Annotated in this window: 9 protein-coding genes; 3 read left to right on the forward strand and 6 right to left on the reverse strand. The window is 71.4% G+C overall.

Annotated elements, in window-relative coordinates; genetic code table 11:
- Positions 1–21: 21 nt before the first annotated feature.
- Both EAS64_RS21040 and EAS64_RS21045 read left to right on the forward strand, forming a co-directional pair.
- Positions 22–1641 (forward strand): AMP-binding protein, encoded by a 1620-nt coding sequence (locus EAS64_RS21040; protein WP_145855263.1) that lies wholly within the window; start codon positions 22–24, stop codon positions 1639–1641.
- A gap of 93 nt (positions 1642–1734) precedes the next feature.
- Positions 1735–2562: a class I SAM-dependent methyltransferase gene (locus EAS64_RS21045; RefSeq protein WP_187366075.1), complete on the forward strand. Its 828-nt coding sequence runs from the start codon at positions 1735–1737 to the stop codon at positions 2560–2562.
- A gap of 80 nt (positions 2563–2642) precedes the next feature.
- Here EAS64_RS21045 and EAS64_RS21050 read toward each other — a convergent pair whose 3' ends face one another.
- The 6 genes from EAS64_RS21050 to EAS64_RS21075 all read right to left on the reverse strand — a co-directional run bounded on the left by EAS64_RS21050 (position 2643) and on the right by EAS64_RS21075 (position 9318).
- Positions 2643–4556, reverse strand: coding sequence for an ATP-binding cassette domain-containing protein (locus tag EAS64_RS21050; protein ID WP_145855264.1), 1914 nt, complete (start codon positions 4554–4556; stop codon positions 2643–2645).
- Between the two features lie 80 nt (positions 4557–4636).
- On the reverse strand, positions 4637–6631 hold the full coding sequence (locus EAS64_RS21055) for a hypothetical protein (protein ID WP_145855266.1): 1995 nt from the start codon (positions 6629–6631) through the stop codon (positions 4637–4639).
- 455 nt (positions 6632–7086) lie between these two features.
- Positions 7087–7302: a hypothetical protein gene (locus EAS64_RS21060; RefSeq protein WP_145855268.1), complete on the reverse strand. Its 216-nt coding sequence runs from the start codon at positions 7300–7302 to the stop codon at positions 7087–7089.
- Between the two features lie 99 nt (positions 7303–7401).
- Positions 7402–8658 (reverse strand): type II toxin-antitoxin system HipA family toxin, encoded by a 1257-nt coding sequence (locus tag EAS64_RS21065; RefSeq protein ID WP_145855270.1) that lies wholly within the window; start codon positions 8656–8658, stop codon positions 7402–7404.
- Complete coding sequence (locus EAS64_RS21070) at positions 8658–8972, reverse strand: helix-turn-helix domain-containing protein (protein ID WP_222849486.1); 315 nt, start codon at positions 8970–8972, stop codon at positions 8658–8660. Before EAS64_RS21070 ends, EAS64_RS21065 begins: the two co-directional genes overlap by 1 nt.
- Before the next feature lie 139 nt (positions 8973–9111).
- Entirely contained in the window at positions 9112–9318 is a 207-nt protein-coding gene (locus tag EAS64_RS21075; protein ID WP_145855274.1) for a hypothetical protein, read from the reverse strand.
- A gap of 191 nt (positions 9319–9509) precedes the next feature.
- On the opposite strand from EAS64_RS21075, the gene EAS64_RS21080 reads away from it, so the two are divergent.
- Entirely contained in the window at positions 9510–13904 is a 4395-nt protein-coding gene (locus EAS64_RS21080; protein WP_145855276.1) for an ATP-binding protein, read from the forward strand.
- The last annotated feature ends 95 nt before the right edge of the window (positions 13905–13999 follow it).

Below are 13999 nucleotides of genomic sequence, written 5' to 3' on the forward strand. Positions count from 1 at the left end.
CGGGGAGGAACGAGACACGTCATGAGTGAGCTCAGCTACACGTCGACGGCGAGCGACACGCCGCTGCTCGGTGACACGATCGGCGCGAACTTCGACCGCACGGCGGCCGCCTTCCCCGACCGGCTTGCCCTCGTCGACATCCCGGCCGGCCTGCGCTACAGCTACGCGGAGTTGAAGCGGGAGGTCGACGCCCTCGCCCTCGGCCTGCTCGCGGCGGGCATCGGCAAGGGGGACCGGGTCGGCATCTGGTCGCCCAACCGCGCCGAGTGGACCGTTACCCAGTACGCCACCGCCAAGATCGGCGCGATCCTGGTCAACATCAACCCGGCGTACCGGACCAGCGAGCTGGAGTACGTGCTCAACCAGTCGGGCTGCAAGCTGCTCGTCGCCGCCCAGCGGCTGAAGACCTCTGACTACGCCGCGATGATCGCCGAGGTGCGGCCGCGCTGCGCGGACCTGGAGCAGGTGGTCCTGCTCGAGACCCCGGAATGGCAAGCCCTGCTCGACGCCGGCCGCCAGGGCGACCCCACAACGCTCGACGCGATCGCGCTGAGCACCGACGACCCGATCAACATCCAGTACACCTCGGGCACGACCGGCTTCCCCAAGGGCGCGACGCTCAGCCACCACAACATACTCAACAACGGCTTCTTCGTCGGCGAGCTGTGCCACTATACGGAGCAGGACAGGGTGTGCATCCCGGTGCCCTTCTACCACTGCTTCGGCATGGTGATGGGCAACCTGGCGGCCACCAGCCACGGCGCCGCGATGATCATCCCCGCTCCGGTCTTCGACCCGGTCAAGACCCTGGAAGCCGTGCAGAACGAGCGGTGCACGAGCCTGTACGGCGTGCCCACGATGTTCATCGCCGAACTCGCCGTCCCGGACATCGACCGCTACGACCTGTCCAGCCTGCGGACCGGCATCATGGCCGGCTCACCGTGCCCGGTCGAGGTGATGAAGCAGGTCATCGACCGGATGGGGATGGCCGAGGTGAGCATCTGCTACGGCATGACGGAGACGTCGCCGGTGTCCACCCAGACCCGCGTCGACGACTCGATCCAGCGCCGCGTCGCCACCGTGGGCAGGGTCGGCCCGCACATCGAGGTCAAGGTCGTCGACCCGGTGACCGGCCTCACCGTGCCGCGCAACGAACCGGGCGAGCTGTGCACCAGGGGCTACTCGGTGATGCTCGGCTACTGGCGTCAGCCGGACAAGACAAACGAGGTCATCGACGCGGCCCGCTGGATGCACACGGGCGATCTCGCGGTGATGGACGACGACGGCTACCTGTCCATCACCGGACGCATCAAGGACATGGTGATCCGCGGCGGCGAGAACATCTACCCGCGCGAGGTCGAGGAGTTCCTCTACACCCATCCCGACATCATGGACGCCCAGGTGATCGGCGTGCCGGACGCCAAGTACGGCGAGGAGCTGATGGCCTGGATCCGGCTCCGCCCCGGCGCCACCGAAATCACTGCGGACGCACTGCGCGAATTCTGTGCCGGCAAACTCGCTCATTACAAGATTCCCCGCTACGTGCACATCACCGAGGAATTCCCGATGACCGTCACCGGCAAGGTGCGGAAGGTGGAAATGCGCGAGAAGTCGGCGGAAATCCTGGGCCTTACCCAGTAGGCATCACTCACCGATCATCCATAACGGGTTCGGCTGCCTCCCGCGGCGCCCGCCAAGGCCTGCCCGCCGTCCAGACGCGGATAGGGTTGCGCCGTGCGGCCGGAGGGGGAGATCACCAGGGGGACCACCAATCCGAGCAGGCTGCGCCGGGTGGACCGCTGGATCACCGAGGCCCTCGCCGACGTGCTCGGCGCCGCCGCCCGCCCGCTGGTCGTCGACCTAGGTTACGGCGCCTCGCCGGTGACCACGATCGAGCTGTACCGCCGGGTGCGTTCGGTGGCACCGGACGCCGAGGTCACCGGCCTGGAGATCGATCCCGGCCGGGTAACCGCCGCCCGCGACCGCCTTGCCGCGCTGCGCGCCGCGGGGGACGACCTGCCTGGCCTGTCCTTCGCGGTCGGCGGCTTCGAGCTGCCCGCGCCGCGCCGGCCGATGCTCGTACGCGCGTTCAACGTGCTGCGCCAGTACCCGGAGGAACGCGTGGCCACGGCCTGGTCCCGCCTCCAGGCAGGCCTGGCGCCCGGCGGCCTGCTGGTGGAGGGCACCTGCGACGAGATCGGCCGCCGCGCCGTCTGGGTCACGCTGCCCGCCACCCCAGGCGACGGCGAGGCGCTCATCACCTTCTCCGCCCGCCTCGCCTCCCTAGACCGCCCGTCCGACCTGGCCGAACGCCTGCCCAAGGCGCTGATCCACCGCAACGTGCCAGGCGAGCCTGTCCATCAGTTCCTGCGCGACCTGGACCGAGCCTGGGACCACGCCGCCCCCTACTCCGCCTTCGGCCCCCGCCAGCGCTGGCTGACCGCGATCGCCGCCCTGTCCGCCGACTGGCCCGTGCTCCGCCAGCCACCGCGCGGCGGCCCCCGGCGCTGGCGCCTCGGCGAGCTGACCCTTCCATGGCAGGCCCTGCGCCCCGCCGACTGAGGGCCGGCCTTCAGCAGAGAACGCCAATTCCCCGTCTTATCCGCTTTCGCGCGCTATCTGGCATTGCGCAAATTGTGCCACTAAGAAGAAATGCCCGAATAGTTGGCCGACAGGCCTTCGAATGTCAGTGCCGACGAATACCATGATTCCATGGGGTGGCAGAAAACGATAACCCCGTCGGCTTTCCCGGCATCCAAGGGCGCGGAATGCGGCGGCACGTGCACGACGCGATCAGAGACCTCGGTCACTGGTAGGGCAGCGCCTGCAAAGAAAACAGCTCCGCGTAGATGCCGTCGGCGGCGATCAGTTCCTCGTGGGTGCCCGATTCCGCGAGGCGGCCGCCGCTGAGCACGTAGATACGGTCGGCGGACCGAACGGTGGAGAAGCGATGCGAGATGAGCAGTACGGAACGGCCGGCGAGCAGCTCGCGGATGCGCGCCGTTGATGAACGCAGGGCCGAGCAGCGTCTCATATCCCTCGGGCAGCGTGCCGATGTCCGCGTCGGCGCCAGAGCGCTCGGCGGCGCGAACGATCGAGGCGGTGTCCGCGTGCCGCTCGTGCCTGCCGAGTGCGATGTTGTCCCCGGCGGACAGCGCGTACCTGATGAAGTCCTGGAAGATGATCGCCGACTTGCTCAGCAGCTCGCGGTTCTCGACCTCACGGGTGTCCTGCCCGTCCCAGCAGATCCGCCCCTCGCCCGGCAGGTAAAGCCCGGCGAGCAGCTTGGCGAGCGTAGTCTTGCCCGACCCGTTGGCGCCGACAAGCGCGACCACCTCGCCAGGCTCGATGCGCAGCGATACCTCGTGCAGCGCGACGCGCTCTGAGCCCGGATAGCGGAAGCTCACCCGCTCCGCGGTGATCAAGCCGAACCGGGGCGGCCGCGTCGTCGACGCCGTTGGATCGGCCGCCGCGGCTGGCAGGGGAGTGGCGGCAGGGCCGGCGAACGCGAGGAAGTCGTCGAGGAACATCGCCGACTCCTGCAGCATCCCCGCGCTCTGCCCGGCAAACGCGAGCCGCTGGCCCAGCATGACGAGCGCGGCTGCGCCCGCGCCCGCCGAGGACAGTGCCAGGTGACCGGAGACGGCGAGCCACAGGATGCCGATGATGGCGACCGCGATCGTCGCGGAGCTCGCCAGGTCGGCGGCCACGACGGTGCGCAGTTGCCTGGACGAGACCCGGCGCATCTCCGCGATGCGCTCGTCGTAGAGGCGGTCGTGCCTGGCGCGCAGAAAGCCGGCCAGGCCGAACGCGCGGACCTCCTTCGCCGCGTCGCGTCCGGTCAGCAGGCTGGCCAGGTAGCTGCGCTCGCGGTCGCGCGGGGTCATGATGGCGCCGAACACGTAGAAGGCGCGGCCGCGGCGGCCGCTGGCCAGCCAGCCGGGTATCAGCGCGAGCAGCGCCACGGGCACGAGTTCGGGCGCCACCGCGAGCAGCGCGACGGCCGCACCGATCGCGCCGGCCAGCGAGCGCCCGAGCCCTTGCAGGCCGAAGACCAGCTGCGGCACGCGCATCACGCCCATCTGGGCCCGCGCCGCGTGGTCGTGGAACTCCGGCTGATCGAATGCGGCAAGGTCGACAGCGCAGGTCACGTCGAGGATCTTGTCCTGCGCGTACCGCGAGGTCAGCTCGGTCAGCAGTCGCTGCTGCTCCCGCAGCACCGCCCCTGCCGCCCCCAGCCCGGCCGTGATGACGCCGAGAACGGCGGCGCTCGGCCACACCCCGGCCAGGCCGGCGGTCGTGTGCTGCGCCGTCAGCACCGACTCGAGCAGCCGCCTGCCCACCACCACCTCGGCCGCGACCCCGATGCCCGACAGCACCTCGAGCAGGGCGATCACGATCAGCTCGCGCCGTCCCGCGCGCCAGGTGATGGCCAGCCCCGCCGCCACCAGCCGCGGAATGTCCCTGGCAGAGCGGCCACCGCCCATGGCGTTGATCTCGAAGATCGTCGGCCCGGCGCGCTTACCTCCCGGACTCGGCCCGGAGGGGACGTACATATCTCACATGATCGCGCCTATCCGGCCATGCGACGCACCGGTTTTCGCTTGCGCGGTGCGGATGTCAGCCAGTGAGGCCGCTATTCCCTGTCGGTGATCAGCAGGCCGTCGTAGGCGAGGTCGTTGCGGCGGTCGACCGTGCTGCGGTCCTGGCCGTGGACTACGCGCAGCGGCGTGCCGACCCAGCGCAGCCGGGCGTCGTCGGCCGGCCCGGGGGACCCGGACGGCAGCCAGGTGCCGTAGCGGACCATGCCGTCGGCCAGATGCTGCGCCGTTGCCTGCGCAAGCACCGGAACGTCCGCGATTTCCGCCGCCAGCGGCTCGGCAGCCGCGCCCTCGACGGCGGCGTCGTCAACTTCGCCCGCGAGAACCGTGTCGCCGGCGAAGACGGCGCGGCGGAACCCTCGCAGCAGGCGTGGCACGTCGTCGGCCGCGATCCGATCGGTGCCCGCTGCCAAGAGCCAGCCGAGCGCCTCGGCGCCGAGACCGTCGAGCAGCGTGCCGGCCGCCTCGAATGGCACCTGGAGGACCGGCACCACCAGGAAGAACGACTGCCAGGCGGCTAGCCGCGCCGCCGACTGTGCATCGGTTGCCTGATCGTCGGCTGCCTGATCGGCGACGGCCGAATTTTCCCCGGAGATAAGGTCCATGAGCGCGGCCAGGTTGGCCTCGAACACTTCCGCCCGCGCCACGATGAGCGCCTTGTGCAGTTCGATGGCGGCGATGAACGCCTCGGTGCGCGCGTTCACGTACTCCTCGTCGGCCCACGGCGCCGACGTCTCCCGCCATTCGATGAGCGCGGGGTCTTCCGTCTCGTTCTGCGACGGCCCTACCGGCACGTGGTCGCCCCACCGTTGCCTGGCCGCGTCGACCGCCTCGGCGTGCGGCTCCATCTCAGCGGCAAGCCGGGCGACCTCGGCGATCTTCTCTTCGGCGTCGGCATGCGCCGCCGTCACGCTTGCGTGCAGTGCCTCCGCGTCGCGCAGCGCCGCCTTCCACCGCTGCTCCGCCGCCTCGCACGCGGTGCGCAGCTCGCGGCGGCCCAGCGACCAGCTGCGCCAGTTCCTGCCGCGGCGCACCCCGCCGGCCACTGCGACCGACAGCGCACCGCGCGACCGCAGCGCCTCCACCCCTTGCGGTGTCACGGTCGTCATGGCCGGCCGGCTCAGGTCATGGGCACCGAGCGCGGCGAGCGTGGTCCGGTACTCCTCCTCCGCCGCGGCCGCCCGTTCCCTGGCCGCGGGCTCACGCTTCTCCAGGTCCGCGACGCCGGCCTGCGCGGACTCGACGCGACAGGATGCCTCCTCGCAGGCCTGCTCGAGTTGAGAGAGGCGGGTGAGTGCGGTTGCGACCGCCATCCGTTCTGTGGCTAGCCTCTCGGCCTTTCCCATCGTGGAGCGGAACCACTCCACGCAGGCCGGCCAGTAGATCGTGGTGCCCTTCAGCCGCCGCAGCGCGGCGGCCATGGACTCGCCCGCGGGGAACAGCACGTCGGTGCCCCGCATCGTGCCGTGCCACCAGCGCTCGGCGAAGCCCCGGTTGGCGGGCTGGTCGGCGAGCCGGGCGGCGAGCATCGCCCACGCGCCGACCCCGTCCGACAGCCGCGCCGTGGACGCGAAGTAGTCGACCCGCGCGGCACGGTCGCGCCAGCGCGCACCGAGCGGCGGCAGGCCGGGAGACTGGCGCAGCACCCCGGTGGCGCGCTCCGGTGACGCGAGCACGATCTCGGAGCCCACCAATTCTGGTACGGGCGCGACGACGATGTGCGAGCCCCAGGCCAGCGGCTCGCCGAACGCCGCCCCCGGGTCCGGCAATTCGGCGATGCGCCGCGCCCGTTCGGTGACGATCGCGGCGACCAGGTCGCCGTACACCTCGGACACCCCGGTTCCCGGCGGTGCGTGCACCGCGAACAGCCCGCCGTCACCAAGCTCCGCGATGGCCTCGTTCACCGCGAACTGCTCGCTGCGCACCAGCACGCCATCCGACGGCCACCGCCCGGCCGGCGTGCGCCCCGGCGCGCACCCGTCACGCACTACAAGCGGCTCAAGCCGAACGTCGATTCTTTCACCATCCATCGGCACACCTGCCCCCTCGGCATCGTGACCGCGCCCCAATTGTGATCCTCTTTAATCCTGATCGTTCTGGCCCCAAGAACCTCAGGAGGAAGGGCAGGATGAAGAACCTCATCGATGCCGTGATGCAAAGATTACGGTCAGTCATGCGATAACGCGCGAGAGTTAGCAAATCTCCTTTCCGCAACCGAATGCGCACCCCGATATCGTTTGCGCCAGATGGACGGGACGGAAGAAATCGGGCATGGCGGGCCCGGAATGGCGCAAGCATCGCCCCACCCGCCACACCCCGCTCGGCACCGACGCCACCCTCTACGTCCCCGCCGTGTCCTCCCCAGACGACCCGGAAGACGACGAAGACGATGCCTCGTAGACGAGTGAGTACCGTTAGGCCGGTTCTGGCCCGGTTCTGGCCGGCCTAACGGTACTCACTCAACGGAAGAGACTGGCTCGCCGGCTCACTGGGCTTCACGTGGACGCGGTACCGCGCAATTCGCGACAGCCGGGCGGTGGTTCGCCCGCTTGGTTCCCGCGTTCCCCGTGACGGCGAGCCGGAGCGAGTGCCCGGCCCGTCCGATGGCGGCGGCCATCTGTCCGGTCGTGATGTCGGCTTCCCGCTGCTGTGCCGCGGTGAGCGGCCGTTCCGCCTGATAGAGCAGGTACGAGATGTTCATCGTTCTTACCTCCGAAATCTAAGTTAGGGAGGTGCTGTTCCCGCGGTGTTCCCGCCGCGAGGTGGCCGTGGCTGCCTTGGCCCGACCGCGAAGACGCACTCAGGCGGTGCTCAGCGACCGGGCGATGCGGCGCTGGTCAGTCTCGTAGGCGTCGGCCATCCGAACGACCTGAGCCTTGGGCAGTCCGAGATCGGCGGCGACTCGCCGCCAGCCGGCCGTGGCCCGCTCGACGTCGGTGACGATCGCGGCAGCGTCGTGCGCCGGGAGCCGGAAGTAGCCGCTCACCGACATCGCGGTCTCGATGCTCGCGGCGTCGTCATCGATGTCGATCGCTGTGGTCAGCCGGCTTGGACTGTCCGGACTGGGATTCAGGTCGTAGGCAGGTGACAGAAGCCACCCGTCACGCTCTCGCAGGAAGGCGTGGTTGCGTAGGTGATCGTCGGTGTTCGCGGTGAGGATCGAGAAGACGATCCGCCGGAAAAGCTGACGCAGGTCACCACCGGCCCGGGGGGAGTGCCGCTCGATGATCTCACCGATCTCGAGGTAGCTGCGCCGCTCGCCGTCGCCTGCCTCCAGCATGGTGAGCGCGCTGGTGAAGCCGATCCGCTGGCCATCTCGTCGGTCGAATCGTTCCACGAGCAGCACGTGCCGCCCTGCGACAGGGAGCAACTCGGACTCGGCCACCGTTACGCCAGCCCGCCGGGCGAGCCGCAGCTGCACCTCTTCCCAGGCAGGCGCATCCCACTGGTCGCTGCCGGCCCGCGGAAATTTCGCGATCGTCAGCCGCCCGGCCGCATCGGTGATCGCCGCCTTCGGGCGCGCACCGCCCAGTGAACTGCCGGCATCGATGAGGTCCGCGATGTCCCTGTCGAAGGTGCCTTCAGACTCCAGTCGCTCCGCGGCACGCATGAGCCGGGCGACTTCAATCAGTCGCGGGACCGCATGGTGATGCCGTGAGTAGTAGCTGTCACTCCCTGACTGCCGGAACCTTATGGCCCCCTGCCGGGTGTCGTCCCGGACGCCGAGCAGGAAGTCCGCCTTGCCCAACGTTCGCGGCGTGCTGGCCGACGCCCGGGCACGCTCCCGCTCTTCGCGCCGCATGAGATTCTCTCCCCAGCGGTCTGGGGCGCTGTCGGCGAAGGCGCTGAACATCGCCCGACCAGGTGGCGTGTGGAACACCCCGGCCGCCTTCGGCAGCACCGGGTCAAGTGAGTAACCACGGGAACTGGTCAGATAGGAATCTGCATAGCGGAAAGACGCGGACTGTCCGCCGCGCCCGTGCACCCAGAGCGTTCCCGCGACGACTTCGCGCCCGTCGATCTCCACGGTGACCTCGACGGGAAGGCGCTCGGCCATCAGTCGCGCACCCGCTTGGGCAGGATCTCATCCATGCGGAGCCGGCCGACATCGGTCTCGTACGGGTCGGCCGCCTTAACCACGGCGTCCATGATGCCGATGGTCCGCAGCACACGGAACAGGTTCTCCATGCTCACGGTGCCCTTGCCCTGTTCGATCGCACGGAGGGTGTCCCGCGAGATCCCGGACCGTTCGGCCACTTGGGCCGCAGTCAGCCGGTTCAGCTTCCGCCAGTTCGACACGTGCGTGCCGAGCACGCGCAGCGAACGCGCGACAGAGAGCGGCGTGGCGAGTTGATCCCTAGCGGCTGACACATTCTTCATCATAGCCGATAATGACGAATGTAGTAGGCATTAGATCGGCAGTCTCCGCCGAACCAGCCTTGCGAGACGGCAAGAGAGAAGTGAGCCGGTGACCCCGCCAGGTGGTCACCGGCTCACTGGCTTTCTGGGCTTAACGCGGACGCGGCACCGCGCACGTCGCGACGACCGGTCGGCGGTGCGCCCGCTTCGTCCCCGCGAACCCCGTGACGGCGAGCCGAAGCGTGTGCCCGGCCCGTCCGATGGCGGCGGCCATCTGTCCAGTCGTGATGTCGGCTTCCCGCTGCTGTGCCGCGGTGAGCGGCCGTTCCGCCTGATAGAGCAGGTACGAGATGTTCATCGTTCTTACCTCCGAAATCTAAGTTAGGGAGGTGCTGTTCCCGCGGTGTTCCCGCCGGGCGGAGCGGCTGATGCCTTGGCGGAGCGGCGGCGGGGCGCGGGAATAAGACGTCCGGCGGGCACGGAGCGTGGGCGCGGTAGAGCAGGAAAAAGCATGTCAGGAATGTCGGTCCGCGCCGCGATAATGAATGGGTGGTCGCGGGAATCGCGCAGGACGCGCCTGCCGGGCAGACGGTGCGGGTCAGGCTGCTTGGCCCTTTTACCGTCACGGCGGGCGACCGGGTCGCCGGCTCGTGGACGAGGCCTAGCGCGCGGCGGCTGTGCGAGCTCCTCCTTGTTACGCCAGGCCGGCGTATGACCCGCGATCTCGCCTGCGAGGAGCTGTTCCCGCGGCTGGCGCCGCGCGCTGCCGCCCGCTCGCTGTCCAAGGCGCTGTCCATGGCCCGCGCCGCGCTGGCCGAGCTCGGAGAGCCGGGCGCTTCGCTGCTCCGCGCGGACCTGACGCACGTCTGGCTGTCGCCCGAGCTGGAGGTCGACGCCGACCTCCAGGCGACCGCGGTGCGCGCCGGCCTTGCCCTCGGGCCGGGCCTTGAGCGGGACGACGTGCTGTCCGCGGCGCTAGCACAAGACGACGAGCTGCTATCCGACGAGCCGTACGCTGAGTGGGCCGACCGGGCGCGGGACCGGCTGGACGGGCTGCGCCAGGAGGGCCGCCTTGTGCTGGCGCGCGACCGGGCCAAGGGAGCGGGCCGCGGCGCGCCCGATGACGTGACGGCGGCCTGGCTCGCCGTCCTCGACCACGACCCTGCCTGTGAGGAGGCCGCCGCCGCGTTGATCCGCGGCTACCTCGGCGCCGGCCGGCCCGAGCAGGCCGCCCGGGTCTTCGAGCGCAGCCGCGCGGCACTCGAAGAGCTCGGCCTGCGGATTTCCCCGTCACTCGAACGGGTCTACGCGGCGGCGGACGCCAGAAGGCTCCCCTCCCCGGCGCCGCCAGCGCCGTCCGCCGAACCCGCGCCGCCGACGTGGCCCGCCGCCGCGCAATCCGCGCACGCGACGCAAGGCGCGCAGGCGACGCAAGGCGCGCACGCCGCGCACCGGGCAGGACCGTTCGGCCCCGGTCCCGTGCCCGAGCCGCCCGGCTTCGCCGCCCCGCCCGGCCCCGCCGCAACGTACGGCTCCGCGACGAACAGTCCCGCCGCGACGAGCGGCCCCGCGACCAGCGGCGCCGCCGTGTCGAGCGGCCACCCTGCGCGTCACGAGCCGCCGCGCGTGCCCCGTGAGGAGCGCCGGCTGGTCACCATGCTGTTCGCCGAGGTGGCCGCCCCGGCCGGCCTCGCCGCACGGCTCGGCCTAGAGGCGCTACGGGACCACGTCGGTGCGTCGCTCGCGGCGGTAATCGCCGAGGTCGAGGCGCTCGGCGGCACCGTCAGCTCGGTGTCCGGCCGCGGTTTGCAGGCCATGTTCGGCGCACCTGAGACGCATGAGGACGACCCGGAACGGGCGGTCCGCGCCGCCTACCGCGCGCTGTCGGCGACGGCGGCGAGCGTGCCCGCGCTGGCACTGGCCCCGGCGGTCGGCGGCGGTGCCGCCGACGGCTCCTGGCCGGACTCCGGCGAGGCGACGGGACCGACGCTGCGGATCGGCGTCGAGTCGGGTCCCGCCCTCGTGGGACCGATCGGCGGCGGTGCGAAGGTCGAATACGCTGCGCTTGGCGACGTCGTCAGCGTGGCGGCGGCGCTTCAATCCGCGGCACGCCCAGGCGCGGTGCTCGTCGGCCGGGCGACCAGGGCGGTGACCGCGCACCTGTTCAGCTGGGGGGAGACCGAGGAGGTGGCGGTCGCGCCTGGCGCGCCGCCGCTCGCGGCCGCCTACCTGGACGCGCCGCTTGCCAGGGCGGCGGACCGGCGGCCCAGGCTCGGCGGGCGCGCGCCGCTTATCGGCCGCCAGGCCGAGCTGCGCCTGCTCGACAACGCGCTGCGCGAGGCTGTCGCGGGCCGCGGCCGCGTCGTGCTGCTGACCGGCGAACCGGGACTCGGCAAGACCCGCCTGGTCCAGGAGTCCCGCGGCCGGTTCATCGGCTGGGTCGGCGCGGGCACCGGCAGGCGCCCGCTGTGGCTCGAGGGCCGCGCCCCCTCCTACGCCTCCGCGACGCCGTACAGCCTGTTCCGCCACCTGATCGCGAGCTGGATCGGCATCGCACTCGACCAGCCGCCCGCGCAGATCCGTGCTGCCCTGGCCGACGCGCTGCAGCACCTGATGGGCAACACGAACCTGCTCGCGCCGCTCAGCCACCTAATGGGCCTCCCGCCGGCCGAGCCTGGCATCGCGGCATCGCGGAACCGCGGCAGGGACGGCGGCCGGGACGGCGGCCACGTCAGCGCGGAGCAGCAGCGGGGCCAGGCGTTCGCCGCGGTCCGTGCCCTCGTGGCGAGGTTCACCGCCATGGCGCCGACGGTGCTCGTCCTTGAGGACCTGCACTGGGCGGACCCGACCTCGCTGCGCCTCGCCGTCGAGCTCGCGGACCTGGCGGTCAGCCGCCCGCTGCTGCTTCTCGCGACGAGCAGGCCGGGCGACGGCCCCGCGGCCGGCACGCTGACCGCGCTCGCCGCGCGTCCCGCGGAGCAGACCGCGACGCGGACCGGGACCCGCACCGCGCAGCGGGCCACGCCGCCGGCGCTGGCGATCCGGCTGCGCCCGCTCGGCGAGGCGGACGCGGTGACGCTCGCCCGGTCGCTGATCGGGCAGGTCAGCGGTCCCGAGGTGCTCGCCGCCGCGCTGGCGAGCGCCGAGGGCAACCCGCTGTTCCTCGAGGAGCGGCTGGCCGAGATGCTGGAAACCGGGGCGCTCGTCAGGCAGGACGGCACCTGGGAGCTGAGCGAGTCGGCGGAGTCGCCGCTTCCGCAGGTGCTCGAACGGCTGGTGCGGTCTCGCCTTGACCGGCTCAGCCCGGCGGCGGGCGACGCGATCCGCGCCGCCGCTGTCCTCGGCGCCGAGTTCACCACGAACTGGCTCGCGGGGACGCTCGGCACGGGGCCGGCCGCGCTCGCCGGAGTCCTCGCCGAACTGTCCGCGAGCGACCTGGTGCACCGCGAGCCGCACGATCGCCCGAGCTCGGTCTACCGGTTCCGGCACGCGCTGATCCAGGAGGCGACCTACCTGGCGCTGCTGCGGACCGAGCGCCGTGACCTGCATGGCAGGGCCGCCCGGGCGCTCGAGGCCGTGAAGGGGGACAGGCTCACCGAGCTCGCCGCGGTGATCGGCCGTCACTACGCGAGCGCCGAGGATGCCGGCCGCGCCGTGCACTACCTCGAACTGGCCGGCGACCACGCCAGGGAGGCGTTCGCCAACGACGAGGCGATCGCAGCGTTCCGCGAGGCCCTGGCGGTGACGGAACGGTACGCGGCCGGGCCCCCGGCGAGAATTCCCGACGGCGCGGGGCCGCCGGACGCCGTTCGGCTGCACGCCAAGCTCGCCGCCGTGCTGTGGCGGACGGCACATCGCGACGAGGCGAGGAGCGCGTTCCAGTCGGCGCTGCGCATCGCCGACGCGGGCCCGCACCCGCTCGACCGGCTGCTGCGGGCGCGCCTTCGGATCAGGCTCGGTCGCCTGGAACTCGCCGAGCTCAGCTACGACGCGGCCGAGGCGGAGTTCACCGCGGCCGAGGCGCTGCTCGGCGGCGATGCCATGCGGCCGGACGCCGGCCCCGAGCAGGTCGACCTGTGGCTCGAACTCATGCTTGACGGCCGCGCCGACATGTACGTGATGCGCCTCGATCCCGACCCGGCGCTCGCCGTTCTCGAGCAGGCACGGCCGCTTGTCGAGGCCAGCGGCGCCCCGCCGCGAAAGACGATCTTCTACCGGCTGTGCACGCTGCAGAAGCTGCTGCGGAACCGGCTGCGTGTCGAGGACGAGGACATCGCGAACCTGCGCGCCAGCATCGAGGCGGCCGACCACGCGGGCGAGGACAGAGACAAGGACGTGGGCTACGCCACCCACTTCCTCGGCTGGGCGCTGTGGCTGCGCGGCGACCTGGCTGAGGCGGCCGAGCAACTGACCAGGGCGGTGCGCCTGGCGGAGCGGATCGGCGAGTCGCACCTGCGCGACTTCGCGTTGCTGTCCCTCACGCTGACCGCGCTGCGCCGCCGCGACACGCGCGCGGTGCGCACCCTGCTGTCCAGGACCTTCAAGGCGGCGGAGGAAGTCGGCGGCGAGACCAGCCGGCTGACCGGGGGCATGGCCGTCGCGATCTGGCTCGCCTGGCAAGACGGCCGCCCGGATGAGGTGATCAGGCGCGCCGCCGAGCTCGGGGCGGCGCGGCTGACCACGCTCGGCTCAGGTGCGATGTACCGGTGGGTGTACCTGTTCCCGCTGCTCGCCGCCCACCTCGCGGCCGGCGAGACCGCCGCGGCCGTCGCGGCCGCCAGGCAGATCACCGACCCGTCGCAGCAGTGGCTGCCCGACGACCTGACGGCCGCCCTTTCCGTCGCAGTGGAGTCCTGGGGCTCCGACGGCCCCGACGACCCGGACGAGACGGCGCGCCTGCTCGACGACGCGCTCATCCTCGCCGCCGCCCACGGCTACTTCTAGTCACTGCCGGGACTTACTTCCGGCCGGCCTCGTCCGGTGCCGGAGCGGTCAAGCAAGCCGCACCGCCGCTAAATCGCACGTTCCGTACCGGAGTG

This window comes from Trebonia kvetii, from assembly GCF_007827045.1.
In the GTDB taxonomy this organism is placed as follows: domain Bacteria; phylum Actinomycetota; class Actinomycetes; order Streptosporangiales; family Streptosporangiaceae; genus Trebonia; species Trebonia kvetii.